This window comes from Geoanaerobacter pelophilus, from assembly GCF_018476885.1.
GTDB classification, from domain to species: Bacteria; Desulfobacterota; Desulfuromonadia; order Geobacterales; family DSM-12255; genus Geoanaerobacter; species Geoanaerobacter pelophilus.
Genome location: NZ_JAHCVJ010000002.1, coordinates 288,478 through 314,374, shown reverse-complemented (window position 1 = coordinate 314,374; position 25,897 = coordinate 288,478). Strand labels below are relative to the sequence as shown.

Annotated in this window: 24 protein-coding genes; 11 read left to right on the top strand and 13 right to left on the bottom strand. The window is 57.7% G+C overall.

Going from position 1 to position 25,897, the window contains the following annotated elements; translation table 11 throughout:
• Positions 1–19 precede the first annotated feature (19 nt).
• Genes gspN through gspC form a run of 12 tightly spaced genes read right to left on the bottom strand, consistent with a single transcriptional unit; the run spans position 20 to position 11,226 of the window.
• Positions 20–865, bottom strand: coding sequence for a type II secretion system protein GspN (gene gspN / locus KI809_RS06930; RefSeq protein ID WP_214170807.1), 846 nt, complete (start codon positions 863–865; stop codon positions 20–22).
• The gene (locus KI809_RS06925; RefSeq protein ID WP_214170806.1) at positions 862–1,404 is read right to left on the bottom strand and encodes a general secretion pathway protein GspM; all 543 of its coding nucleotides are present in this window, start codon (positions 1,402–1,404) and stop codon (positions 862–864) included. Before KI809_RS06925 ends, gspN begins: the two co-directional genes overlap by 4 nt.
• On the bottom strand, positions 1,404–2,681 hold the full coding sequence (gspL, locus tag KI809_RS06920) for a type II secretion system protein GspL (RefSeq protein ID WP_214170805.1): 1,278 nt from the start codon (positions 2,679–2,681) through the stop codon (positions 1,404–1,406). The genes KI809_RS06925 and gspL overlap by 1 nt, the downstream gene beginning before the upstream one ends.
• A 60-nt stretch (positions 2,682–2,741) precedes the next feature.
• Complete coding sequence (gene gspK / locus KI809_RS06915) at positions 2,742–3,677, bottom strand: type II secretion system minor pseudopilin GspK (protein WP_214170804.1); 936 nt, start codon at positions 3,675–3,677, stop codon at positions 2,742–2,744.
• The gene (locus KI809_RS06910) at positions 3,674–4,327 is read right to left on the bottom strand and encodes a type II secretion system protein GspJ (protein ID WP_214170803.1); all 654 of its coding nucleotides are present in this window, start codon (positions 4,325–4,327) and stop codon (positions 3,674–3,676) included. Before KI809_RS06910 ends, gspK begins: the two co-directional genes overlap by 4 nt.
• On the bottom strand, positions 4,324–4,665 hold the full coding sequence (gene gspI / locus KI809_RS06905; RefSeq protein ID WP_214170802.1) for a type II secretion system minor pseudopilin GspI: 342 nt from the start codon (positions 4,663–4,665) through the stop codon (positions 4,324–4,326). Before gspI ends, KI809_RS06910 begins: the two co-directional genes overlap by 4 nt.
• Complete coding sequence (locus KI809_RS06900) at positions 4,662–5,168, bottom strand: pilus assembly FimT family protein (protein ID WP_214170801.1); 507 nt, start codon at positions 5,166–5,168, stop codon at positions 4,662–4,664. The genes gspI and KI809_RS06900 overlap by 4 nt, the downstream gene beginning before the upstream one ends.
• Before the next feature lie 43 nt (positions 5,169–5,211).
• Positions 5,212–5,655 (bottom strand): type II secretion system major pseudopilin GspG, encoded by a 444-nt coding sequence (gene gspG / locus KI809_RS06895; protein WP_214170800.1) that lies wholly within the window; start codon positions 5,653–5,655, stop codon positions 5,212–5,214.
• Between the two features lie 37 nt (positions 5,656–5,692).
• Positions 5,693–6,904, bottom strand: coding sequence for a type II secretion system inner membrane protein GspF (gene gspF / locus KI809_RS06890; RefSeq protein ID WP_214170799.1), 1,212 nt, complete (start codon positions 6,902–6,904; stop codon positions 5,693–5,695).
• Positions 6,885–8,444 (bottom strand): type II secretion system ATPase GspE, encoded by a 1,560-nt coding sequence (gene gspE, locus KI809_RS06885; RefSeq protein WP_214170798.1) that lies wholly within the window; start codon positions 8,442–8,444, stop codon positions 6,885–6,887. The genes gspF and gspE overlap by 20 nt, the downstream gene beginning before the upstream one ends.
• Positions 8,441–10,327 carry a type II secretion system secretin GspD gene (gspD, locus tag KI809_RS06880; protein WP_214170797.1) on the bottom strand — a complete coding sequence of 629 codons (1,887 nt, stop codon included), beginning with the start codon at positions 10,325–10,327 and terminating at the stop codon, positions 8,441–8,443. The genes gspE and gspD overlap by 4 nt, the downstream gene beginning before the upstream one ends.
• Positions 10,328–10,338: 11 nt before the next feature.
• Positions 10,339–11,226, bottom strand: coding sequence for a type II secretion system protein GspC (gene gspC / locus KI809_RS06875; RefSeq protein ID WP_214170796.1), 888 nt, complete (start codon positions 11,224–11,226; stop codon positions 10,339–10,341).
• A 159-nt stretch (positions 11,227–11,385) separates the two neighbouring features.
• On the opposite strand from gspC, the gene mqnB reads away from it, so the two are divergent.
• From mqnB to KI809_RS06855, 4 genes are all read left to right on the top strand, one after another.
• Positions 11,386–12,111, top strand: coding sequence for a futalosine hydrolase (gene mqnB, locus KI809_RS06870; RefSeq protein ID WP_337833286.1), 726 nt, complete (start codon positions 11,386–11,388; stop codon positions 12,109–12,111).
• A gap of 3 nt (positions 12,112–12,114) precedes the next feature.
• The gene (locus tag KI809_RS06865) at positions 12,115–12,987 is read left to right on the top strand and encodes a 1,4-dihydroxy-6-naphtoate synthase (RefSeq protein WP_246559266.1); all 873 of its coding nucleotides are present in this window, start codon (positions 12,115–12,117) and stop codon (positions 12,985–12,987) included.
• A 26-nt stretch (positions 12,988–13,013) separates the two neighbouring features.
• Positions 13,014–14,621 (top strand): PAS domain-containing response regulator, encoded by a 1,608-nt coding sequence (locus KI809_RS06860; RefSeq protein WP_214170795.1) that lies wholly within the window; start codon positions 13,014–13,016, stop codon positions 14,619–14,621.
• Between the two features lie 183 nt (positions 14,622–14,804).
• Complete coding sequence (locus tag KI809_RS06855; protein ID WP_214170794.1) at positions 14,805–15,257, top strand: septal ring lytic transglycosylase RlpA family protein; 453 nt, start codon at positions 14,805–14,807, stop codon at positions 15,255–15,257.
• A 311-nt stretch (positions 15,258–15,568) separates the two neighbouring features.
• Here KI809_RS06855 and KI809_RS06850 read toward each other — a convergent pair whose 3' ends face one another.
• Positions 15,569–17,452, bottom strand: a complete 1,884-nt coding sequence (locus KI809_RS06850; RefSeq protein WP_214170793.1) for a tetratricopeptide repeat protein — start codon at positions 17,450–17,452, stop codon at positions 15,569–15,571.
• A 227-nt stretch (positions 17,453–17,679) separates the two neighbouring features.
• On the opposite strand from KI809_RS06850, the gene KI809_RS06845 reads away from it, so the two are divergent.
• The 7 genes from KI809_RS06845 (at position 17,680) to KI809_RS06815 (ending at position 25,856) form a co-directional block, all read left to right on the top strand.
• The gene (locus KI809_RS06845; RefSeq protein WP_214170792.1) at positions 17,680–18,120 is read left to right on the top strand and encodes an Hsp20/alpha crystallin family protein; all 441 of its coding nucleotides are present in this window, start codon (positions 17,680–17,682) and stop codon (positions 18,118–18,120) included.
• Between the two features lie 31 nt (positions 18,121–18,151).
• Complete coding sequence (lon, locus tag KI809_RS06840) at positions 18,152–20,593, top strand: endopeptidase La (RefSeq protein ID WP_214170791.1); 2,442 nt, start codon at positions 18,152–18,154, stop codon at positions 20,591–20,593.
• Positions 20,590–21,570 carry a thiamine-phosphate kinase gene (thiL, locus tag KI809_RS06835; RefSeq protein WP_214170790.1) on the top strand — a complete coding sequence of 327 codons (981 nt, stop codon included), beginning with the start codon at positions 20,590–20,592 and terminating at the stop codon, positions 21,568–21,570. The genes lon and thiL overlap by 4 nt, the downstream gene beginning before the upstream one ends.
• A gap of 6 nt (positions 21,571–21,576) precedes the next feature.
• The gene (locus KI809_RS06830; RefSeq protein ID WP_214170789.1) at positions 21,577–22,461 is read left to right on the top strand and encodes a CheR family methyltransferase; all 885 of its coding nucleotides are present in this window, start codon (positions 21,577–21,579) and stop codon (positions 22,459–22,461) included.
• A 63-nt stretch (positions 22,462–22,524) separates the two neighbouring features.
• Positions 22,525–23,799, top strand: coding sequence for a methyl-accepting chemotaxis protein (locus KI809_RS06825; RefSeq protein ID WP_214170788.1), 1,275 nt, complete (start codon positions 22,525–22,527; stop codon positions 23,797–23,799).
• Positions 23,789–24,247 carry a chemotaxis protein CheW gene (locus tag KI809_RS06820; protein WP_214170787.1) on the top strand — a complete coding sequence of 153 codons (459 nt, stop codon included), beginning with the start codon at positions 23,789–23,791 and terminating at the stop codon, positions 24,245–24,247. Before KI809_RS06825 ends, KI809_RS06820 begins: the two co-directional genes overlap by 11 nt.
• Before the next feature lies 1 nt (position 24,248).
• Positions 24,249–25,856, top strand: coding sequence for a chemotaxis protein CheA (locus KI809_RS06815; RefSeq protein ID WP_214170786.1), 1,608 nt, complete (start codon positions 24,249–24,251; stop codon positions 25,854–25,856).
• The last annotated feature ends 41 nt before the right edge of the window (positions 25,857–25,897 follow it).

Genomic DNA, 25,897 nt, shown 5'->3' with positions numbered 1-25,897 from the left:
GCACCTTGGCGACTGTCAGCTATTGCAGTTGCGGCGAGGCGAGGGTGCCGCGGATGGGGATCAGGTAGTTCCCCGGCGAGACGGTGTATTTGGCAAGCAGCAGAAAGACGAACTTCTGGCTCTCCAGAAATTCGGGTTTGGGCATCAGCTCCACTTTCAGGTTGAGCGGGGTGGCGGCCGGCTGGTACCCTGCCGGGAAATCGCCGCTCAGCCGCACATAAAGGCCGTCCCCCTTGAGGGTGACGCTTTCAAGATTAACTTTCCCCTCCTTGATCCGCAACATCCCCTGCATGGTCTTGTATGAGGCGTCCGGCAACTGGGTGCCGCTGATGGTTACCCCTTTCAGGTCGAGATCGCGCGCCTCGATCTGCAGTGCTCCTTTGGCTCCCTTTCCCTGCCCGGCCACCTCGCCCTTGATTCGCAAATCGCCCTTTGCCTGGGCTCCGGCAACCGTCTTGAAGAACGGGATCGCCTCCAGCCGGATATTGCTACAGGAGAGATTAAGTCGCCCCTTGCGAGTCAATTCAGCTTCACTCTCGATGGTTCCGGTGCCGATTGTTGCCTTGGCCGAAGCGACCACCCGCCCGAGGAACAGCGGCAAAAGCCTAAGCCGCAGCTCAAGGCGGTCAAATGACAGCAACTCACCACTCTGGCCCGAGAGCGAGAACCCTTTGGCGTTAATTCCCAAGGGAAACGCCTTGCCAAAAGAGCTTGCGGTGATGGTCAGACCGTAGGGGGCAAGGGCCCTGGCTGCCAGTCGTTGCAGTTCGGCTGCCGGCACGAACATGATGGTCAGGCAGAGAAAGAGCAGCAGGCCGGCGATGCTTGCCGCAAAGGGCTTGAACCAGGAGGGAAAGCGGTTCATTTTGCTGCCGGGCCCTTCCTGAGGGCTACTGTCAGAGAGAGATCCAGGCGCGACGGGTCATCAAAGCGGGTCTTGAACAGCGCTTTTCTGACTGTAACCGGTTTGGCGCCGTATTCGAGTCGGTACAGCAGGTTGACCGCTTCATTCGCTGTCAGCGCATCGATCCTGATGTCGGCAAGCTCTTCGACAAACCCGGCCCGTTCCTCAGATTTCAGCGGTTTCACCTGGAGCGCTTTCCCCTTGATGCCGATCTCTTCAATGAGTTTGGCCGGCGAATCGTCCGGGCGCACCGCTGCCTGCAGGTTCAAGGCCCGCTGGGAAATCGAGGCCGCTTCCTTGTAGCGCTGCTTTAGTACCAGCATTTCCGCGATATCGGCCTCTCCGGCAGTGCGTTTTCTTTCCAGCTTTTTCACCTGGTCATTGGCATACGAGTAGAGCAGGCCCAGCGCCAGGAGGCTTGCCAGGCCGATACCCAAACGGAGGCGGACCCGCGGATCCAGATCTGCGAAGCGGGCAACCATCTGCTTAATGGCATTCATCAGTTACCCTCCTTCATGGCGCCGCGGAACACGAACGAGACCGTTCCGTCGCTCTTGGATTTGATCTCGGAGATCTCGGCAGTGGCCAGAGCCTTGGCTGCCCGGCTTTTGAAGTCGTTGACCGATTTGGCATCCCCCTTGAGCCGCAGGTTCACCCCTTCAATTTCGGTTTCATAGAACCCCGAGACCTCGTCACCCTTGAGCTCTGCCAGCTTCTTCAGGGCAGGAAGCACCCGTTGCGAGCCGCCGCTCCCGGAAAGGCGCCTGATTTCGGAGCGAACCTCGCCGACGGCATCCGGCGATTTTTTCCGGGACGGGAAAATCTCGCGGTAGGAGGTGGTTATTGAGGCATCGAGCGAGGCGAGGTCGCGGCGTACCAGGAAATATCTCAAGCCTACCTCGGCAAAGAGGAGCAGTACCAGCGAGGCAGCCAGGATGGCGGTGAGCCTCAGGCGGCGGAGGTTTTTTTCCTGACCGGCAGTGTAGGCCAGCGAGCCGCTCCGGAAATTGACGATTGTCCCTGCAGCGCAGGCGCTGGCCACGGCATAGGCCCCGGCCATGTCTCTGGCGGCCATGACGTCACCGCCAAAGGCATCCAGGTGCTCTGCAGTCAGGGGCAACTGGTCGGTGCGGCCTGTTTCGTCGCCGATCCTGAAAATCCCGGGGACCGCGGAGTTGTTGGCGATCTCAAAGGCCGACACTGTGCGCGAGAGCTCCCGGTCATCCTGTGAAGCCGGTAGCGCCCTGACCTGCAGGGGGCCGGCAACGGTGCCGATCATCAGGGCATTGCCGTCGGTGACCACTGAGGGGGTATCTGCATCCTGGGGGAGGAGATAGTTCCAGTGGAGCATGGAGCAGGTGACAATTTCCGGTTCAACCCCGGCTGCGGCCAGCTCCTCGATGAACGGACCAATGCTGCTCTTGCGGCTCCAGACGGCCAGCAACGAGCCGGTAGCCAGCGGCAGGCCGTCAAAAGTCATCTCTTCAGCCGGTACCGCCATTTCTCCGCCGAGTTCCATGGGGAGAATCTCTCTCAGGGTCCGGCGGTCGGTGACCGGCAGGCTGAGCTGGCGCGCATGCACCAGCGCAGGAGGGATGGCAACAATGACCTTCTCTCCGGGCTCGGGCTGATCAAAGCCACTGAGCAGCTCGCGGTATACCCCTGACTCCGGGACCGGCCTGCGCACACCCTGCAGGAAAGTGAAAGTCTTGCGCCTTAGTGAGAACCGGGCAATTACGGCATCACGTCCGGTGAATTGAATGATGAGATAGGTCATTTGCTATGCCCTCTTGAAGACCGCAGAACCGATTGCAAGATCGATGGCAAAGCCATCCCCTTAATACTCCCGCCAATAAAGAACCTGTGGCTTGGCACTGCCAAGCCGGACTACCGCCTCGATGGTCCGGCCGACATCTTGGACCCGCCCCTCGCTGCGGAGCCGGTACGTATTTCCTTTGACGCTGATGTTGGTCAACAGCCCAGTGGCGATGGTCTCGAACCCGGAAACCCTGGCCAGTTCAGCAGGGTTCCTGAACGGGGTTGAGGAGCGGTATTCCAGCACCCGTTGAGCCATGTCGTCGCTGATCCGGTCGTCCAGGCCGGCAATAACCTCTTTGGACGCAGTGTTGATGTTGATCGGTCCGGTCGGCGCGCCGGGGATATCGGCATACACTGTTATGAACGGCCGGATTGACTCCAGGGGCGTCCCGGCAAAACCTTTGACCAGTGCCAGTTCGTCTACGGTTTCCAGCTGCCCGTTCTTTGCCTTGTAGGGCGGGGTGAGAGAGCTGTAGTAATCGGACTCGGCCCCGGTCGGGTGTGGATAGTCATTGAGGTCAAGCCAGTCGGCCAGGGCATCGATCAGATCATTACCGTTCTCGATCTTGAGCTTGCGCAAGAGCCGGCCTGCGACTGCAGCAGTGAAGCTGCCACCCAGTTCCCCGTTGGGCGGGGCAACGTAATTGAGATTGACCTTACCGCTCTCGTCCTCGATGACCAGACGCAGCTCGCCCCGTTCATCGTTGAACTTCTGCGGCGTTGCCCACTGATCCGACAGACTGTTGTAAGACTGGTTCCGTAACGACAGTTGCAGCAGCTTGATCCCGCCGGTGATCCCCGATTCGGCCAGCAGGCTTGCCTGTTGACCTGCCACGAAGGAATGGCGGGCCGAGGTATCGACAAAGACCTCGGCGGTGAACTCGGCGGTCAGGGCCACCAGCAGTGCTGTTACCAGCAGGGTAATGACCAGGGCAAACCCCTTTTCGTTTTTCATTGGGGTGCCATACGGAGCGTTGCCAGCGTTGAGTAACCTACGGTGTTGTTCCCTTCCTTGACCTGCAGGGTCACCCGGACCGCCTTGGGGAGATTGCCGTTGATGGCGGTGTCCCAGCTTTTGACCCACTTGCTGCCGTCGCTGGAGCATTCTACCAGGAACCCCTCGATCTTCTCAATCTGCGGGTAGGGCATCGGCTTTGCGCTCTTGTGCAGGTCCTGTGCGGAGCGGTTCAGGTCAAGCATCTCCTCTCTGGCAACCGTGGTGTACTCCACGGCAAGCTGGTCGGAAACCGGCTGGCCACCGGCAACCGGCGGGGCAATGGTGACAAAGGCAAGCCGCGACGCCGGTTTGCCGAACTGGTCACGATCCTCGACCACAAAAGGGGTCAGCGGCTTGCCTGACCGATACCAGGAAGATGAGAGTTCGCGCCTCAGCAGGTCGAGGGTCTCGCGAACTGCGCGCCGCTGGTCCATGGCAGCAACAGTTGTTTCCTTCCCCTTGAACAGGGTGAAGTAGCTGCCGTAAAGCGCCGAAGCAATTATTGCCAACAGTGCCAGGGCCACCAGAACCTCAAGCAGGGTGAACCCGGCGGCACCTTTGCCCGGCCCTCGGCAGCGCTGCGGCTGACGGCGCAGTGAAGCCGTCATGAAAGTTTTTCCCGGTAGTGTTTCAGCTTCAGGTTCTTCTTATGATGATCCCAGAAAACAGTCAGATTGAGGCTCTCCACTTCCGGCCAGGGGGATGGTTCGGTGGCCAGCTCCCACTCGATTTCCGGCCAGGAGGGGGCGAAGTCGCCTTTGCCGGTTTTCTCCCCGCGCAGGCGGCTTTCGTCGATCTTGCTCCGTGCCAGCAGCATGGCTACGGTCTCTTCGCGGTCGCGGTTGGCGATGTCAAGATGGTAGCCGAATGATGAGATAACCGTCACGAGAACGCCGGCAATGATCGCCAATGCCACCATGACTTCCAGCAGAGAAAACCCTTTCACTGACTGATCTCCCGGTATCCCTCTTCTACCTTGACCTGACCGCCGTAAGGAAAGGCCGTGACCGTCATCTGCCTGCCTTCCGCTCCTTTCAGATGGATCAGGGTAATATCGGCAACACCTGCCGGGCCGATATCGATGATGAGCTCGCCGCTGCTGACTTTGCCGAGTCTTGGGATCTCAATATCGCTGACCGTTACTCCGTCGACCAGGATCTGCCGGTTCAGGAACGGATCCTGGGAGCTGGTTTCGGTGCCTCCCGGGGGGAGCGTTGTTATGGTGATCTTCCCTTCACCCGGCAAAAAGCGGAGACGGTGCACCAGCCGGGTCACCGTGACCTGGTCCCTGACATAGCGCATGGTCGATGCCAGGGTGCGGGCTGATCTTTTCAGGGCAGCGCCGCTGGTGTCGGGCAGTCTCGGCAGCACCAGCAGCATGGTCATGGCGAGAATCACCAGTACCACCACCATCTCGATCAGAGTGAACCCGCCTTGAGAGTGCTTCATGGCAAGTTGCAGCCATATTCAGGAGTGGGCAAAAGCCACATTCCTACTGGAGGTTCCAGTTGCAGATGTCGCTCCCCTTACCTTCGCCACCCTTGACGCCGTCGCCGCCGAAGGAGCAGATGTCATAGTCGCCATGCTCGCCTGGTGACAGGTAAACATAGTCGTTGCCCCAGGGGTCTTTGGGCACTTTTTTGCTCTCCAGATAGCCCCCTTCCTTGTAATTCTTGGGGATGACGCCGGTGGTCGGCATAGTCACCAGGGCGTTGAGCCCCTGCTCGGTAGAAGGGTAAGCGCCGGTGTCCATCTTGTAGAGCTTGAGTGCGGTCTCCATGTTCTTGATCTGGACCTTGGTGTCTGTGACCTTGGCATCATCGGTCCGACCGATGAGCTTGGGACCTACCAGGGCCGCCAATAGCGCCAGGATGACGATGACCACCATGATTTCGATCAGGGTAAAGCCGCGGTTGTCGAGCCTGTGATTCTGCATATGCCAACTCCTCCTGTTTCGTTCCTGTGCAACAATCCTATTTAATCAACTGATTGAGCTGGAATATCGGCAAAAGTACCGCCACGACGACGGTGCCGACTGCCAGCCCCATGGCCAGCACGAGCAACGGCTCCAACAGAGCCATGCCGCGGGTCACTGACGTCTCGAACTCTTTTTCAAAGGCACTGCCGGCGCGGTTCAGCATCTGCTCCAGTTCACCGCCCCGTTCGCCGACGGCGATCATGTGGATCAGCAGCGGTGGGAACAGCGGGCTTTGGGCGAGAGAGGTTGAGAGTTGTCTCCCTTCGATGATCTCGGCCTTGACCTTGTCCAGCGCCTCGCGGAAGGCGTAATTGGCAACCACCTCAGCGGAAATCTCCAGCGCCTTGATGACCGGCACGCCGCTGGAAAGCAGCAGGGAGAGCACCCTGCCGAACCTTGCCAGGGCCAGTTTGCGCAGCAGCGGCCCAACCAGCGGCAGCTTGAGCCAGAGATGATCGAGTCGTCTCCGGAATTCCGGTTTTCCTTTCATCCGGTCATAGCCGAGCGCTAGTCCGCAGGCGGCGATGACCAGGGTCCACCACCATTTCTGCAGGAAATGACTGACGACCAGCAGAGCGATGGTGATCAGCGGCAGAGTGGCGCGGTTCTGTTCAAAGACCGTGACTATTTTCGGCACGACAAAGGCGAGCAGAAAGAGCATCACGCCGCTGCCGACTACGGCCATCAGGATCGGGTACGCCAGGGCAGTTGAGACCCTGCTCCTGATGGTGGCCTGGTCCTCCAGGAAATCGGCCAGCCGGTCCAGAACCTTTTCCAGGGCGCCGCTTGCTTCCCCTGCCGAGACCATGGCGATGTAGCTGTCACTGAAGACATGGGATTCGGGGGTCAGGGCCTTTGCCAGACCGCTGCCTTCCTTGATTCTTTCCCTGATCCGGCCAAAGATGTTGCGCAGTTCGCCTGGCCGCTCCTGCTCCTGGAGCGCCGAGATCGCCTCATAGACCGGGACCGATGACGCGAGCAGGGTGGCCAGCCTGCGGGTCGCCAGGGCCAGCTCCGGTTGAGGGACCCCCTTGCGCATGCGCCAGCGGGAGGCCCCGGCGGAGATCTCTTCGGCCGGGGTGATCTCCTTGGCAAAGAGCCCCATGTTTTTCAGCCGGAGCCTTGCTTCACGGGGGGTATCAGCCTCGATCGTCCCGGTTTTTACGGCACCGCCTGCCTTGTATGCATTATACCGATAAGTCGGCATAATCTTCCTGGGTCACCCGGAGCAGTTCCTCGATGGTGGTGATGCCTGCGGCGACCTTTGTCATGCCGTCTTCGCGCAGGGTGGCCATGCCGTGTGCCACGGCGTATTCCTTGATGAGACCGGCCGGCTTGCGTTGCATGATCATGCTGCAGAGTTCACTGTCGATCGGCAGCATCTCGTAAATGCCGATCCTGCCAATGGAGCCAAGGTTGAAGCATTTGTCGCACCCTCTGCCCCGGAACAGCTTTGGCGGCAGGGTCAGGCCGGGGTATTCGCGGTCCGGGGTGTACTCTTCCCGGCAGTGCGGGCAGATTACCCTGACCAGCCGCTGTGCGATCACTGCGGACAGGGTGGAGGCGACCATGAACGGCTCCACGCCCATATCGACCAGGCGGGTTACGGCGGTTGCGGCATCGTTGGTATGGAGCGTGGAGAGGACCAAGTGGCCGGTGAGGCTTGCCTGCATGGCGATCTCCGCGGTTTCCGCGTCCCGGATCTCGCCGACCATGATGATGTCCGGGTCCTGGCGCAGCACCGACCTGAGGCCATTGGCAAAGGTCAAGTCGATCTTGGCGTTGACCTGGATCTGGCCGACCCCCTTCAGCTGGTACTCGATCGGGTCTTCTATGGTGATGATGTTCTTTTCCGGGGAGTTGATCCTGGTCAGGGCGGCGTAGAGCGTGGTGGTCTTGCCGCTGCCGGTCGGGCCGGTAACGAGGATGATGCCGTTGGATCTGGCGAGCAGCCGCTCCATGAGCGATACCTGCCTGTCGGCCAGGCCGATGTTGGAAAGGGAGATAACCCCTTTCTGCTTGTCCAGCAGCCTGAGCACCACCCGCTCGCCGAAAAAGGTCGGGATAATGGAGACCCTGATATCCACGTCCCTGCCGGCAACGATAACCCGCAGACGGCCGTCCTGCGGCAGCCGCTTTTCCGCGATGTTCAGGGAGGCCATGATCTTCACTCTGGAAATCAGTGCTTCCTGGACAACCTTGGGTGGGGTCAGCATCTGGTACAGCACCCCATCGATCCGGAACCGGACCTCCAGTTCCCGCTCGAATGGCTCGATGTGGATATCGCTGGCCCGCTCCTTGACTGCCTGGAAGAGAATGGAGTTAAGCAGCCTGATGACCGGCGCCTCATCGGTGAGGTCAAGGAGGTCCTTCGGGTGCGACAGTTCCGAGGCAATGGTGGAGAGGTCTTCCCCCTCCAGTTCCTCGACAACCTCCTGGGCAGAGCCGGCCAGCTTGGAATAAAGACGGTTTATGGCGTCCAGGACCTCTTTGGGCGGGACGACGATTCCCTGAGCCGGGGCAGCATAGAGATCGCCAAGCTCGTCAAGCGCAGGAAGATCGGTCGGGTCGCCCATCGCCACCTGCAGCCCGTCATTATCCAGGCGCAGCGGCAACACCTGTCTGCTGCGGGCAAAAGCCAGCGGCAGCTTGTGGAGCAGGGCCGTGTCTACCAGCGAGTCGTCGATCTCATCCAGAAAAGGGAGATCGAGCCGGGTTGCCAGTGATGCGTGGTCGAGATTGCTCATGGTTTGATTTGCAGCTCTTCCCGGACGTTCAACGGGGCATCCTTGCTGAGGGCTTCAGCGAAGCTGCTCTTCTGAAGCTGCGAGGTTGCCGCCAGGTCGGCAGCATCTTTGACGATGTGCGGGGTGAGCATGATCATCAGGTTGGTCTTCTGCCGGATCTTGGTCTTGGTTTTGAAAAGCCAGCCAAGGCCGGGGATGTCACCCAGAAAAGGGATCTTGTTGACCGTCTCATTTTCGCTGTCCTGGATCAGGCCGCCGATGACCACCGTTTCCTTGTCCTTGACGATAATGCTGGTCTTGGCCGAGCGTTTGGTGGTGACCAGGTCGATCGCCTGCCCCTTGCTGTCCTTGACCGCCGAGATCTCCTGGTTGATATCCATCCGGATATAATCCCCCTCACTGATCTGGGGCTTGATCTTCAGGTTGATGCCGATGTCCTTGCGCTCCACCGAGGTTGTCTGAAATCCGGTAGTAACGGTCGATGAGCCCTGGAACGGGACGTTTTCGCCGACATTGATCTCAGCCTCTTTATTGTCCGTGGTCAGGATGTTGGGGGTGGAGAGGATATTCAGCAGGCCGTTCTTGTCCAGCGCCTTGAGCACTGCGGCAACGTTGGCCGGTCGCGCCTCGAAATTGCTCAGCAGCGACGAAGATGTTGAGCCGCTCAAGCTGCCGAGGACCGAACTCAGGGTGCCGAGCGGGTCGTAAATACCGGCGACAGCCAGATACTTGTCAAGCGCTGCCCCGCCGACAACGCCGCTTTGCATCCCCAGTTCCCTGGATTTATCCAGGGAAACCTCGGCAATGAGAACCTTGACAAACACCTGCTTGCTGCGGCGGTCCAGCTTTTTTATTACCTGGACCAGGTTGTTGTAATCGTTGGGCGAAGCCATGATCACCAGGGAGTTGGACCCCTTGTCCGGGGTGATGCTGATCTTGCCGCTCTCAAAGGGAGAGGCCTGGGGAGTTGCTGCCGTGCCCGGTTGCGCTGTTGCCTGCACGCTGATCCCCTTGACCACACCATCCAAGACCTTGGCCATCTCAGTGGCGTCGGTGTTTTCCAGGTAATAGACATTGACCTTGCTGCTCGCCTCGGGCGGGATAACGTCGATCACCTTTACCAGACGTTTCACGTCTTCCTTGAGGGCTTCGGAGCCAAAGACCACCAGGGCGTTGAGCCGCGAATCAGCCACCACGGTGCCGCTGCCGGCGGACTGACCGGCAGGTTTTGCCCCGGTTTTATCCTTGCTGCCGATCCAGTCCTTGACCACATTGGCAACACTCTCGGCAGAGGCATTTTTGAGAAAGACCAGTTCCGCCCCTTCCCGCTGCTGTTCCGTATCGATCTTGTCAACCAGACCGACGATCTTCTGGATGTTGAGAGCCGAATCGACCACCAACAACAGGTTGCCGGGGCCAAAGGCGGAGATGTAGCCGTCCTTGGAAACCACCGGCTGCAGGAAGGTGACTGCCTCGCTGGCAGTGATGTTTTCCAGGGAGATGACCCTGGCCACGTAGGAATCGTTTACCGGCAGGCGCTCCCCGTCTTCGAGGACCTTCATTCCGGATTGCTTGGCGGAAGCAATCGGCACGATCTTGTTGACCCGTCCCGAGGGGACAACGGTAAACCCTTTCAGCTCAAGCACCGAGGTAAAGACGTTGAACGCCTCGTCATTGGAGAGCTTGGCCGGGGAGTAGACCGAGATCTTTCCCTTTACCCGCTCGTCCATGATGAAGTTGCGGCCGGTAAGGTCGCTGATGAACTTGACCATGGTCGAGATATCGACATCGTTGAAGTTGAGGATTACCCCTTTGGCTGAGGCCTGGACCGGCAGGGCGAAGAGGATGAGGCTTATGATGAGATGGCTGAGTCGTTTAGGCAAGGCAACCCCCGCTAGCGAATATCGTAATTGAATGAAGACGGCTGGCCGTCGCGGATCATGTCCAGCTTGATTCTGCTTTGGCCCTTGAGAGAGGCGAATGATTGAATCGCTTTTTCCGGCGAATCGATCGGAAAGTCGTTGATGCGCAGGAGCACGTCGCCGTTCTTGATGCCGATGGTGGCAAAGATGCCGGTCGGCTTGACCTCGGAAACCCGGAAACCTTCCACTTTGCCATCTTTGGTGCTCGGCAGCATCCTGGCATCGGTCATGGCCTGGCCGATGTTGTCCAGGGCGGCGTTCAGGGCGCGCTGGTCGATAACGTAACTGCCACTACCAATCTGGGTGGCAAGGCCGCCCTGTTGGGGCACCGGATTTGCGCCCGGTCCGGCTGGCCCTGCTCCCGGAGCAGTAGGGGACAAGATCTTGATCCGCTTGCCGCTGATCAGGACTTCAGCGTATTCCTTTTGTACGGAAACCAGTTGGCCGGCATCGAATACCCGGTCGCCGAGCCTGAAAACCCGCTCCTCCCTGGTCCCGGTCTTTTGGATCAGGGCAAAGGTTTCGCGAAAAGAGCCGAGGGCGCTGCCGAGCAGGAGCATGTCCCCCTGGTTCAGGGGCGGGGCCCCAGGCTTCTGGTTGGCAGCAGCAATGGTGATGGTACTGAGTTTGCCGCGGGTTGCGGTGCCGAATAGCCCTTGTTCGAGTATCGGTGCAAACGAGGTGATATCTTCGTTCAGCTTGGCGACCGGAGCTTGCTGGGAGGTCTTTGCGGTGGGGCCGGAGGATGCCGGGGCAATGCGTGCAATTCGACGGGTAACCAGATCGGCAGAAATCATTGCCAGAGCGGTTATGATAAGAATCGCCAGGAGGCTGTTAACCGGCGTTATCCATTTCTCCATATAGAAAACCTTGTCCATGGCTGATTAACAGTGGTGAATGATAGTTGAAGAGGTTTGGTTATGCAAGGGAAAAGAGGCCGGGAGACGGGATCAGAACAGAGTTGATGGCGGTGTGGCGGTGTGGTATGCTTCTCTTTCATTTTCGTAATCAAGGGAGCCATGTTGAAGCCGATTCTGGTGATTGCCTCCGTAGTGCAGGAAGTTTCCCTCCTGATACGCAACATGAGCTGCGAGCGCGTTACGGATCGCGGCTTCCCAGAGGTCTATACCTGCCGTGCCGGGCAACGGCCTATCGTCATTGCAACCTCCGGGATCGGCAAGGCGAACGCCGCAAGCATCACTGCTTCGTTAATTATGCAGTGGCAGCCTGAGTTGGTAATAAATACCGGCTGTGCCGGAGCCTACCCGGAAGCCGGGCTCAAGATCGGCGATCTCGCCCTTGCTGTCAGCGAGATCTTTGGGGATGAAGGGGTCATGACCCCTTCAGGCTGGCAGGGGCTGGAACACATCGGTATTCCGATGCTTGAGATAAAGGGAGAGCGATACTTCAATGAAATACCACTCTCTTTTTCCGTGGCGGAAAAGGCCGGGCAGCTTGCCGTAGCGCTTGATCTGCCCCTGCGCCGGGGGCGGTTCCTGACGGTTTCGACCTGTAGCGGCACGGAACAACGGGGGCGAGAGCTTTGTGACCGTTACAGCGCGCCGTTATGCGAAAACATGGAAGGCGCCGCGGTTGCTTTGGTTGCTTTGCAGCATGGGGTTGACTGCCTTGAGGTAAGAGGAGTAAGCAACCTGGTGGAGGATCGCGATCTCTCCCGCTGGGACATCCCCTTTGCCGTGGAACAGTCCCAGCGCTTTATTCTCAAATTTCTCGAAGGTTACTAACCGATGGCGATGTCTCAAGCAAAAGATGCCACGTTTGACGCAGCCAAGCCAAGTCTCACCCTTGGGTTTTCTACCTGCCCGAATGATACCTTTATCTTTAATGCCCTGGTAAATGGCTTGATTCCGGCGCCCTTCCGCTTCTCGGAGAGGTTGGAGGACGTAGAAACCCTCAACCGTCTGGTACTGTCCGGGGCGCTGGATGTGAGCAAGGTGTCATACCACCTCTTCGGCCATGTTCGCGACCAGTACTGCCTGCTCCGCTCCGGTGGGGCCCTCGGCAGGGGGTGCGGCCCGCTGCTGGTTGCTTCTGAAAAACTCCAGTTAGCGCGGCTTCGCGAGCTTCCGATTGCGGTGCCAGGCGAGTATACTACCGCCTGCCTGCTACTCAGGATGTTTGATCCACTGCTCACCCGGCTGAAGTTCATGCCGTTTCACGAGATCATGCCTAGCGTGATTGCCGGAGAGGTGGCTGCCGGGGTAATCATTCACGAGTCGCGCTTTACCTACCAGGAGTCGGGTCTGGTGAAGCTGCTGGACCTCGGTGAGTGGTGGGAGGAAACCACTGGTTTCCCTATCCCGCTTGGCGGGATCGTTGCCAGGCGCTCGCTGGGGCGAGAGGCAATAGCGCTCCTTGACCGCGCTCTGGCGGACAGTGTGGCTCATGCCTTTGCCAACCCGGGTGCGGCGATGGCATATATCCGCAGCCATGCCCAGGAAATGAGCGACGAAGTTTGTGCCGCCCATATCTCGCTGTACGTAAACGATTTCTCCGTTGATATGGGAGCTGAAGGGCAAAAGGCGGTAGCGTGCCTGATCGAACGTGCTGAACAGGCAGGGGTGATCCCCCGGAGCAGTAATGGGATTTTTGTTGACTGAGACATTTTGAAGCCGGAAGAGGGGCCATGCTAGAACGTAACATGCCGGTACGTGTGCTGCTGATAGACGACGATGAGGATGACTACGTCATCACCAGGGAACTGTTGGCCACAAGCCGCTGGGGGGTATTTAACCTGGAGTGGCTCTCCTCCTATGAGCCCGGACTTGAGGCGATGCTCGCCAACCAGCACGATATCTATCTGCTCGATTACAATCTCCGTGGTCGCAACGGGCTTGATCTTATCCGTAATGCCCGGGAATCCGGCTGTTCCGGTCCGATGATCGTCCTTACCGGGATCAATAACAGGGATATTGATATTGAGGCGATGCAGTCAGGGGCCGTTGATTTCCTGGTGAAGGGAGAGCTGGACAGCGGCATGCTGGAGCGCTCCATCCGCTATGCCCTGCAGCGAAACCAGGCTGAGGAATCTCTAAGAAAGACGGCATCCGGTCTGGCCAAGGCCCAGATGATTGCCCATGTCGGCAACTGGGAATGGAACATCCGTTCCAACGACATGTCCTGGTCTGATGAGATCTACCGGATATTCGGCCTCTATCCGCAGGCTTTCGAGGCCTCCTATGAGGCCTTTCTCCGGATTGTTCACCCCGATGACCGGGCCTTGGTAAACCGCAAGGTGAACGAGGCGCTTTACGACCGGCAGGGCTATAGTTTCGAGCACCGGCTGATCATCCCGTCCGGTGGGGAGCGGATGGTTCACCAGCAGGGCGAGGTCACCTATGATGACAACGGTACCCCGCTGCGGATGATGGGAACGGTCCAGGATATAACGGAACGGCGCAACTCCGAGGATGCGCTGCGTCTCATGGAAGAGAAATACTCCAAGGCCTTTCATTCGAGCCCTGACTGGGTGGTTATGACACGCATAGCCGATGGCCGATATGTCGAAGTTAACGACGCATTTCTTCAGATCACTGGGTATAGCCGGGAAGAGGTGATTGGCCGTACCTCCATAGATCTGGGAATCTGGGTTGATCCCCGCGAGCGGGTCAGGATGCTGAAGCTGCTCGACGAAAGGGGTAAAGTTCGCAACCTGGACGTGACCTTTCGCATAAAGTCCGGTGCCACCCGCTTCATGGTCTGGTCTGCCGAGGTCATTGAGTTTAACGGCGAAGCTTATCTGATTGCCGTGGCCAGGGATGTTACCGAGCAGAGAAAACTGGAAAACGACCTTGTCGCGAGCAAGGCCGAGCTGCTGAGAAAGCACGAAGAGCTGTCGCGCATTTTTGCCCAGGTCGAAACAGTCAAGAAAGAGTGGGAGATGACCATGGACCATGTCGGCGACATGGTCATTCTCGCTGACCGGGACGGCAAGATCAAGCGGTGCAACCGCGCCTTTCAGCAGTTTGTGGGGCTTGGCTACACCGAGATCCTCGGCACGGATTGGGTGGAACTGCTGCACCAGTACGACCTGATTACCGGCATGATCTACCTGCAAAGCATTGAGCTGTACCATGAACCTACCAGCCGCTGGTTTGTGCTCAACCCTTACCCCTTTGACGATCCTGACTTCCCCGATCTTTCAGGAACGGTCATTACCATTCATGACGCTACAGAGTTAAAACAGATCTCGGCCCAGCTGGAACAGGCAATCCGTGAGCTGGAAGCCCGCTGATTCGCGAACCTCCTCCTGCCTATTTTTCCCCTTCCCTGATCGGCTTTGCGGGGTGCTCCCTGTTAGCTGTGGTTTGGTAAAATATTAATAATATCAAACACTTGTATTGTCTAGCGGCGGTTTTTTCTTGACCTGCTGTTCGGGTGCGTGCTATAAGACAGCCTCGCCCAAAAGGAGGTGCGCATGGCGCCAGTGAACCTGCGGGGCAGACTTGTTGCCGCGCTTATTGCCGGCCAGCTGTTCCTGCCGCTCCACACACTTCCTGTGCAGGCCGAACCTGTAGATGTAGCCAATGGTCAAGCGCAGAGTGCCGAACAGGCACAACCGACAAGCAGTGGAGTAGAAGGTTACGCTACTTACTATGCAAAGCGGTACAACGGCAGACGGACAACATCCGGGGTGCGCTACCGCCCCGAGAAACTGACAGCAGCGCATTCGACGCTTCCGTTCGGGAGCAAGGTCCGGGTGATTAACCCGGCCAACGGTAAAGAAGTGGTGGTTACCGTGAATGATCGCTGCAAAAAACGAAAGCAAGCACATATTGACCTTTCCAAAGCAGCCGCGCAAAAGCTCGGTTTCTTCGGCAAGGGGCTCGTGAAGGTGCAGATCATCCCGCTGGAAGAAGAGGCTGGGTAACGAGCGCAACAAAAAAACTACAGGGCGAAAAAGAAAAGGCCGGGGGTAATCCCCGGCCTTTTCGCATTCTCATCTCATACGGCTTCGCCTATAAATCCGAAGGATTTTTCGGTGAGGAGTCACTAAAAAGTCCATCTGCTGAATGATCAGCTTGTCTTTAGCGCGTCCGCTTCGCTCACGCGCCGGTAATTGCTGTGCAATTACACGTCACTGCGACGTAGCCTACGGCTACGACTCATTCCTCAGCTTTCGCAAGCCTTGCAGCTGGAGCTTTTTGCTGTGCCGTGCGCTTTCGTGTCTGAATGTTTATGTTACTGTTGCTTCTTGGCCTTCTTCTGAGTCTTTGCCTTTGATTTTCCTTTGGCTTTCTTGCTCTTCCCTTTTTTACCCTTCGATCCTTTGCCTTTTTTATACTTTCTCGGTTCTGAAGAGAGTTCATCCCGGATATTGCTCAACAGCACGGTTGGTTCTTCCAGTGCCGGATCGGCCTTTTTGGCTGCTTCCAGTGCCTCCTTGGCCTCTTTGATGTTACCGGTTTTCATATAGGCCCGGCCAAGGGCGTTTAGTGCCTTGGCATGGTCCGCTTTGATGGCGACTGCAGCCTTGTAGGAGGAGAGGGCATCTTCATAGCTCTTCTTGAATTCGTAGACGAGCCCCAGCTTGTAATGGCTGTTAGCGTCATTGGGGTTCATCTCAACGTTTTCCTTGAGCAGGGTAATCAGATCGTCGTAATTCTTGTTCTTGACGTAGATCGACGTCAGGGCGTTGCGCGCTTCCGAGTCGTCTTTCTTGAGGCGCAGGATCTCTTTGAACTGCTTTTCGGATTCCTCTGCCATGTTGTGTTTGCGATAGAGCTGGGCAAGGTCGCGGTGGGCCTCGATGTTGTCGGGTTGCAGCTTGATCGCGTCGGTATATACTGCAATCGCCTCTTTCGGATCCTTGGCGTTCCCCAGAATCTTAGCCAGCCGCAGATAGACATTGACATCGTCGGTCCTTAACTTCAGCAGCTCCCGGTATTGCTCGATCGCCTGATTAGCGCTGCCACGGTTGGCGTAGATCTCGGCAAGCCGGTAACGGGATTCGGCATGGTCAGGGGCAAGCTTGGCGGCCTTGCGGTACTCGACAACCGCTTCGTCGATCAACCCTTTTTTCTCGTAAATTTGACCGATATTATAAAAAAGCGGGGCGCTGCCACCCTTCAAACGGGCAACTTCGCGAAAGGCGGTGATAGCCTCATCGGTGCGTTCGCTTGCCGCGTAGGCCTCACCCAGTTTTTGGTAGGAGTCTGGCCATTCCGGGTTCAGTTTGATGGCTGATTGAAATTCGGCCAGTGCCTTTTCAAATCTCCGCTCTGCCATGAAGGCGTCGCCTTTTTTGAGATGTTCGAGATAAAGGTCCGGAGCCGGCTTGGGGGGCACGCCGGAAAGCAGATATTCGTAGTCTGCGGATTTTTTGTCGCCGAGTTTTTCGTAAAGCTCGGCGAGCCGCTTGTGGGTATCCTTGTTCTTCGGGTTTGCGGCAGCGGCTTTTTTCAGCTCTTCCAGCGCTTTATCGGTCTGGTTGCGGGTAATGGCTATTTCTGCAAGCCCTACCCGTGCCGCTTCAGCAGTAGGCGCTGAGAACAAGGCCCGTTTGTATTCGGTTTCGGCATTTTCCAGCTGCCCCTGGCGTGCGTAGACCTTTGCCAGGTCTGTATGGATCTGCGGATCTCCTGGAGCCGCCTTCAGCGCCTCGGCAAAATGATACTGGGCAAGGGAATAGATCTGCCGTTCACTGAAGATTTTCCCCAAGCCGCTTTGATATTGGGGCAAAGGGTTGGTTTTAACCGCCTGGGTAAGCTCAACTGCAGCGTCATCAAGCATCCCTTTTTCCAGATAGAGCAGCCCAAGGTTGCCGCTTGCCATGGCAAACGACGGGTCGATTCGCAGCGTCTCCCGATATTCGTTAATTGCGGCATCTCTATTACCGCTATTCTCCAGTCTGCGACCCCTGACATAGTGACCTGCCGGCCCTTCGGGGCAGGCCAGGCTGGCACTGGTCTCGGCCCTAGTTTTATCCGTGTCGCTTGCGGTGGAGGCCTCTTCGATCATTTCACGGGCTTCAGTGCATTTGTCCTTGTTGCCAAAGCTCCAGTTGAACCCGCAGTTCAGCAGACAGAGGATTCCTACGGAAATAATAGTCAAAGGTCGCTTCATAGTCGCCTCTTTTTGATGTTTGTGAAAAAATTTGGGGGATTATACATATCGCAGGCTGCAAACTCAATGGTTTTCAGCCTCAAGGCCCTTGTTTGGCCCGTTTCCAAGCCCTTCGGCCGCCGTTACTTCCCCTCACGCCTTGACTTTCGAGGTAAAGATGGTTAAATCTTCACAGTCTCTGTTGTGTAGCCGCTAAGTGGGACCAGTTTCCCCCAAATGGAGTTAGAATGTCAGTGATTCCCAAGGACCCGGTGGATTGGCTTACGTTGTTCCGGCAGCAGGTTGAAGTAATTTTCAATTACCTTTCCAGTGCCGAGCGGTTGGGTGGCAAGGATGAGCATGAGTATCTGCCGCTGGTTGACATTTTTGACACCGCCGACAACTACGTGGTTGAGTTTGAGCTGCCTGGGTTCGACCGGAAAGACCTCAGGCTGTCGGTCTGTTGCAATACTCTGCTGCTCGAAGGGGTAAAGCGCCGCGAAGGGCGCAAAGGGTGCCGTTTTATAAGAGTTGAACGCCATTTCGGCCATTTCTCGCGGATGATCGAGATTCCGCCGTCCGTTGATATCCAAGGGGTCAAGGCCCGCTATGACAAAGGTACGCTTTCGGTCACCTTCCCCAGGTTGCATGGCAACCAGGAAGTCATTCGGGACGTGCCGATCGAGTAAACTGCACTGAATTAATCACTAGGAGATATTTATGGATAACAACAAGCAGCCGGAAAGCGAAGAGCTTAAGATCCCGGAAATACTACCGCTGCTTCCAGTCAGGGATGTGGTGGTCTATCCCTATATGATCCTGCCGCTATTCGTAGGGCGTGAGATCTCTATTGCCGCTGTCGATCAGGCCCTTTCCGGGGACCGCCTGATTTTCCTCTCGACCCAGAAGGATGTCGGCGATGAGGATCCGGAGCCGGAAGCGATTTACGATGTCGGGACCGTGGCGATGATCATGAGGATGCTCAAGCTTCCGGACGGTAGGGTGAAGATCCTGGTCCAGGGGCTTACTAAGGGGCGGATTACCGAGTATATTTCGTCCCGGCCGTACTACTCGGTCAGGGTTGAGCGGATCGTCGAACCGGTGGATGCCGAGACCTCTCTGGAAACCGAGGCGCTGATCCGGACCGTTAAGGAACAGCTGACAAAGATCGTCGCCCTCGGCAAGGTTATCTCGCCGGAGGTTATGGTCATTGTCGAAAACATGCAGGATCCGGGTAGCCTGGCCGACTTAGTGGCAAGCAACATCGGGCTGAAGGTCGAGGAGGCCCAGAAGCTGCTGGAGATCTTCGACCCCATCGAGCGGCTGAAAAAGGTCAACGAACTCCTGAACAAGGAGAATGAACTGCTTGATATGCAGGCCCGCATCCAGTCGGCAGCCAAAGAGGAGATGGGGAAAAGCCAGCGCGAATATTACCTGCGGGAACAGTTGCGGGCCATCCAATCGGAGCTGGGGGAAAGTGATGCCCGCGCCGAAGAGATCGCCGAGATTCGCAAGGCGATCGAGACTGCCAAGATGCCGCCGGTCATAGAAAAAGAGGCGCTCAAGCAGCTCGGGCGCCTGGAACAGATGCACCCTGACGCTGCGGAATCCGGGATGCTGCGCACTTTCCTCGACTGGATGGTTGAGTTGCCTTGGTCTAAGTCGTCAAAGGACTCGCTTGACATCAAGAAGGCCAAGAAGATCCTCGATGAAGACCATTACTACCTGGACAAGATCAAGGAGCGGATCCTTGAGTTTCTGGCGGTGCGCAAACTGAAGAAGAAGATGAAGGGGCCGATCCTCTGTTTTGTCGGTCCTCCGGGGGTTGGCAAGACATCACTCGGCAAGTCGATTGCCCGTTCCATGGGGCGCAAGTTTGTCCGGATCTCCCTGGGCGGGGTACGGGACGAGGCCGAGATCCGCGGCCACCGCCGGACTTATGTCGGCGCGCTTCCCGGCAGGATTCTCCAGGGGTTGAAACAGGCAGGTTCCAACAATCCGGTGTTCATGCTGGACGAGCTGGACAAGCTCGGCTCGGATTTCCGCGGCGATCCATCTTCGGCGCTGCTTGAGGTGCTTGATCCCGAGCAGAACTTCATGTTTTCGGACCATTACATCAATCTGCCGTTCAATCTTTCGAACGTCATGTTCATTGCTACTGCCAACCAGATCGATACCATTCCGGGGCCGCTGCGCGACAGGATGGAGGTTATCTCCCTGGCCGGTTATACCGAGGAGGAGAAGCTGCAGATCTCCAAGCGGTATCTCGTGCCGCGCCAGACCCAGGAAAACGGCATTTCTGACAAATTTATCTCTTTCACTGATGAGGCGATCAAGGCGGTCATTGCCAAATATACCCGCGAATCGGGCTTAAGGAATCTGGAGCGCGAGATCGGCACCATCTGCCGCAAGGTGGCCCGCAAGGTGGCAGAGGGCGAGAAGCGCCATTTCACCATCAATGCCGCTGCTGTGGCCAAATATCTCGGCCCGCCCAAGTATCTTCGCGAAGAGGAGATGGAGAAAAATGAGATCGGCCTGGTCACCGGGCTTGCCTGGACCCCGGTGGGCGGCGAAGTCCTTTATGTCGAGGCTACCATCATGCAGGGCAAGGGTGGTCTTACCCTGACCGGCCAGCTGGGAGATGTTATGAAGGAGTCGGTCCAGGCCGCACTCTCCTGGATCCGGGCCAAGGAAAAGGAGCTTGGACTTGCCGAGGATTTTTTTCATACCACTGAGATTCACGTCCATGTGCCGGCTGGTGCGATCCCCAAGGACGGCCCGTCTGCCGGGATCACCATGGCGACGGCCCTGGTTTCGTCGCTGACCAAGATTCCGGTGCGTAAGGATGTGGCCATGACCGGCGAGATCACCCTGCGGGGCAAGGTGTTGCCGATAGGCGGCCTCAAAGAGAAGATTCTGGCAGCGGTCCGTGCCGGCGTCACTACTATTGTCATTCCTGAGCAGAATATGAAAGACCTGGAGGATGTGCCGAAAAACATCCTGAAAAAGGTCACCATTGTCCCGGCCAAAGTGATTGACGACGTGCTGAAGGTCGCCCTGGAAACCTGGCCGCCGCCTACGCCTAAACCTGCCAAGGTGCCGGCGCCTGCCGGCAAACCGGTGCGCCGCGCACCTCGGGCAGTGCCCCGGGGGACTGCTTGAATATCGCTTCATTGGGTGAGTTCGGCCTGATAGGCAGGATCGCGGAGCGAGTATCGACAAAGGATGGGGTGCGTTGCGGCATCGGTGATGATGCCGCAGCCTTGGAGCCAGCGGCCGGTTCGGTGCAATTGGTGACATCCGATATGCTGCTGGAAGGGGTCCATTTCGACCTCGCCTACACCCCCCCGGAACTCCTTGGCCGGAAATCCCTGGCAGTGAACCTCTCCGACATGGCTGCCATGGGGGGCAAAGCCCGCTGGTTCCTGTTATCGCTGGGGCTCCCGGCAGCAACGGATGTTACTTTCCTTGACCGGTTTGTCAGTGGCATGCTGGAAATGGCAGGACTTTACGGAGTTGCCCTGGTCGGTGGCGATACCTGCGCTTCGAAGTCAGGGCTGGTCATCAGCATAACCCTGATTGGCGAACAGTTACCGAACAGGGTTGTCTATCGTAGCGGCGCAAAGCCAGGAGATCTCATCTGCGTAACCGGCACTCTGGGCGATTCCGCTCTCGGCCTCGCTGAACTAAGGCAGGGGAAGCGTGACGGTGTCGCTGTGGCCCGCCATCTCGACCCGGTGCCGCGCTGCTCCGAAGGGCTCATGCTGGCCGAGGCCGGTATTCCGTCAGCAATGATCGACCTGAGCGACGGCCTGTTGGCGGACCTGGGCCATATTCTCGAAGGTTCGGGTGCCGGGGCGCGGTTCGAGATCAGCAAGATTCCTTGCTCTCCCCACTTCAGCGAGCATGCTGCCAAGCTGGGCGCTGATCCGCTTCCTCTGGCCCTTTCCGGCGGCGAAGATTACGAGCTGCTGTTTACTGCTGCTCCAGAGTGCTGGCCTGATATCGAAAAACTGTTTGCCGGCGCGCCATCCCAGGTGACCGTCATCGGTGAGATTACGGCAGCCGGCGGAATTCAGGCGGTTCTTCCCTCCGGGGAGCGGTACCTGCCTGATTCTGAAGGGTTCCGACATTTTTGAGGGAACATGGCCCTTGTTATCCCCAACTCTCCTTCAGTTGTAAATGATATCCAGGAAATCGCTCCGGAAGAGCTTGATGCCATTCGGCGACTGCTTGAGGAGCGAATCGGCTTCAATCTCGGCATGTACAAAGACAAATGTGTTATGCGCCGCATCAATATTCGGATTCGGGCGACGAATTCCGCTACTCCCAAGGACTACTGCCGGCTTCTCGCCCAGGATGAACGAGAGCTGCCGCATCTAGCCAAGGCTCTCACCATCCATGTAAGCCATTTTTTCCGCAATCCCTCGGTATTCGATTCGTTGTGCAATACAGTCATCCCGGAGATCTTTTCGCGATACCTCAAGGACGGTCGGGAGCTGATCTTTTGGAGTGTCGGCTGCGCCACCGGCGAGGAGCCGTACACGCTGGCCATCATTCTGCGGGAATATTTTACTGAGCTGATCGAGAGGGTGCCGGTGCGGATCATTGCCACTGATATCAATGCCGAAATTCTCGATATCGCCCGCAGGGGGCTTTATGGACCGGAGCGGGTTGCAGAGGTGTCGCCGGATCTTCTGGCGCGCTACTTTACCGCCGAAGGGGTAAAACTGCGGCTGGCGGCTGAGATCCGCAACATGGTGACCTTCAGCCAGGAGGAGATCTTCTCGGCAGGGTTTGAGCGAAAATGCGATCTGATCCTCTGTCGGAATGTCATGATCTATCTCGAACGACCCTGGCAGGAGCGGATGCTGAACGGATTTGCCGAATCGTTGAGCGGCGGCGGTTTTCTGGTACTGGGAAAGTCAGAGACCATGGTTGGAGAGTCACGCCGGTTTTTCCTCCAGGCAAACCCAGTGGAGCGAATTTATCAGGCAACGGCTCATGCTTTCGAAGGCTCTGGCCGATGAGCATAAGGTGGGCGATGTCCACGGCCAACATCTATCGGCAGTTTATCGCGGCAGGAGGATGCCATGTATATTCAGATAGGCTATAAATTCATTCTCGGATGCATGGTGGTGGTCGCGTCTGTGGCGTTTGTCCCGGATTTGATCCGCAAGCTTGGATATGCGCCGGAGATCACGACGATCCTGTCTTATGTCGTTGCCGTTACGGTCGGGCTCATTCTCGGCTGGGTATTTTCCCGGCGCGTCAGCCGGAACATCGCCTTGCTAACCTCTTCCACCGAGGCGATCAGCTCCGGTGACCTGACCAGTGATGTTGCCCTGCACAACTCCCGCTTCCCCGATGAGACGCAGACCCTTGCCGATTCCATCAATGTCATGGCCGAGAATCTCCGGGCGCTTGTCCGGCAGATCCGGGACATTTCCAGCAGGGTTTTCGATGAATCCCGAACGCTGTCATCGTCTGCGCTCGAAATCAATGCCTCTACCGAAGAGGTGGCCCAGGCGATCGAGCAGATATCGCGCGGCGCTGAAAGCCAGGCTGAAATGGTTACCAAGAGTTCCAGGGTAATTCATGAGATGGCCATTTCCGTCGATCTGGTGGCAAAACGGGCAAGAGAGGCGGCAAAGGCGGCTCGCGATACCAGCGTCACGGCTAAACGGGGTGGCGAGCTGGCCAACGATACTCTGGAGCGAATGAAGGATTTTTACGGTTCAGTGGAACTTACCGGGCAGCTCTTTCTGGAGCTCAACAAAAGGCTCCAGCATATCGGCAAGATTGCCGACATCATCCTGGATATTTCCCGTCAGACCAACCTGCTGGCCCTGAATGCCTCGATCGAGGCGGCTCGGGCGGGCGAGTACGGCAAAGGTTTCGCCGTGGTGGCGGAGGAGGTGCGCAAGTTGGCGGACGGCACCGGGACTTCGGCGACCGAGATCGTCGAATTGATCGCCAGCATCAAGGAGGACGGCCAGAAGGTGTCTGAGACCATCACGGAAAGCGGTCGCTCCATTGCTGCAGGGAAAAAGAACATCGATATTACTGCCGCTGTCTTCAAGGAAATCCTGGCAACGGTGAGCGAGACCGAACGTCGCGCCAACAGTATTGCCGACCTTTCCCACATGCAGAACGAAGGCGCCGGGAAAATGGTCGAAATGGTGGATGAAATCGCCCGGGTCGCGGAAGATAATGCCGCGTCAACGGAAGAGGTGTCGGCTGCTACCGAAGAGCAGTCGTCGGCCATGCAGGAAATGGCTGCCGCTGCCCGGGAGCTGGCGGCCATGGCGGAAGAGATGATGCGCTGCGTCGAGCGGTTCCAAGTAGGAGAACCGGATGGCCGGTGATGCTGACCGTCTGGTGCTGTTTAGTATGTCAGGCCAAAAGATGGCCATAGATCTAGCAACGGTAACGGAAGTGGTCGAACTCCCGGAAACCTGGCCGATCCCGCTCGCCCCGTCATTTTTCAAAGGGGTCATGAATTTCCACGGAGCGCTGATTCCGCTCCTCGATCTTGGCTGTTATCTCGGTCCAGGGGCAACTGGTGTCGCCGGCAAGGCCCTGGTTCTTGATCGCTCCATCGCGGACCTTGCCCTATGGGTCGAAGATGTGGAGCGGGTGCTCCCTTCTGCCGATGCCGCCCTGGTGGGCGGAGGCGAAAGCCCGACGGTGGCCGTTCTGGAGATAGCCGGCAATGAAGTACTGCTTATCTCGGCAGAGGCCCTTATCGATAAACTGGAAACTGATCTGTTGACGATGCAGAGGACATTTACCGGTTTGGAGGAAACCGCCTGACATGGATATGTCCCAGTACCGGGAACTGTTTCTCGCTGAGGCCAGGGAGCACTTGCAGACCCTGAACGGGATGATCGCTGCCCTCGAAGAGGTTCCCGGCGATCAGGAAAAAATCAATGCCCTGTTCCGGTCGGCCCATTCCCTGAAGGGGATGGCCGCCTCGATGGAATACGGCCAGATTGCCGATCTGGCCCATCGCATGGAAGACCTGATGACCAGGGTCCGCAGCGGGGAGTTCCCTTTCAGCTCGGAGATCGCCGCGCTGCTGCTGGAAGGGGCCGATCTGGTGGCCTTGCTGCTGGACGATGTCGAGACGCAACGGCCGTTTAGTGCCGACATCGGCCCGATATCAGAGCGGCTGGCAAGCTTTTCGCCAACAACCGTGCCTGCCGAAGCTCCACCTCTGCTCGAACCTGTTGTAGCTGCCAAACCTGTTCAGCAAGTCACCGATGCCGTGCCTGAACCGATTCATACCGTCCGGGTCAGGACCGAGATTCTCGATCGATTGATCGACACCACCGGTGAACTGTTCACCAGCAAACACCGGCTGCTGAACATAACTCAGGGGGTTGAAGCGCCACGGTTGAAGGAGACCCTCAATGATCTCGGCAAACTGCTCAGAGAGCTACACCAGACGGTGATGCAGGCTCGTCTGATGCCTTTTGCCACGCTGGCCGAACGCTTTCCCCGCGTGGTCCGCGATCTTGCCCGCAAGCAAGGAAAGGAGATCTCCTTTGTCGTTGAGGGAAAGGAGATTGAGCTGGACCGAGGGGTCCTTGAAGAACTGGCCGATCCGCTGCTCCATATCCTGCGCAACGCAGTGGACCATGGTATTGAATCCACGGAAGCGCGCTTGCTCGCCGGCAAAAAAACGGTAGGCCGTATCCGGCTTGCGGTCCGCCGCGAGAAGGATCAGGCTGTTATCGTTGTTGAGGATGATGGCCGGGGAATGGATCCTGACGCCCTTGTCGCATCTGCTGTGGCCAAGGGGCTTTTGACTGCCGAGCAGGGGGCGCAGCTCGCACCTGAAGAGGCTTTGATGCTGACCTGCCTCGCCGGATTCTCTACTGCCGCGCAAGTCACCGATGTTTCTGGGCGCGGGGTAGGGATGGATGCGGTCCGGGCAACGGTTCAGACCTTGGGCGGCAGTCTTGCCATAAGCTCCGAGCCCGGCAGCGGCAGCAGGATGACGCTCCGCCTTCCTCTCAACATCGCCATCATCAATGTGCTGTTGATTGGTACCGGTGGGTTCAAGATGGCAATTCCGGTCAATGCTGTCCTCAGGACCCTGGAAATAACCAAAGAGCAGATCTTGGTGCGCGAGCGACGGGCCTATCTCCTCCTTGACGATGCGGAAATTCCGCTGCTCAGCCTTAACCGGATTATCAGGGCCCCTGGGAAGAGCCCAATGTCCGGGTTCATTCCGGTGATAGTGACAATGATCAAGGGGAAACTGGTGGGGCTCATTGTTGACCGGGTGATCGGCCACCGGGAGATCCACGTAAAGCCTGTGGGCAGACCGCTTAGCCGGTTGCGTGGGCTCGCTGGAGGCGGGATTCTCGGCGATGGCGAGATCGTCTTTGTTCTTGACCCGGCAACCTTGCTATAAGTGGTTGCGTGGCGGTCGCAGTTGTGGCACAATCCCCCGGT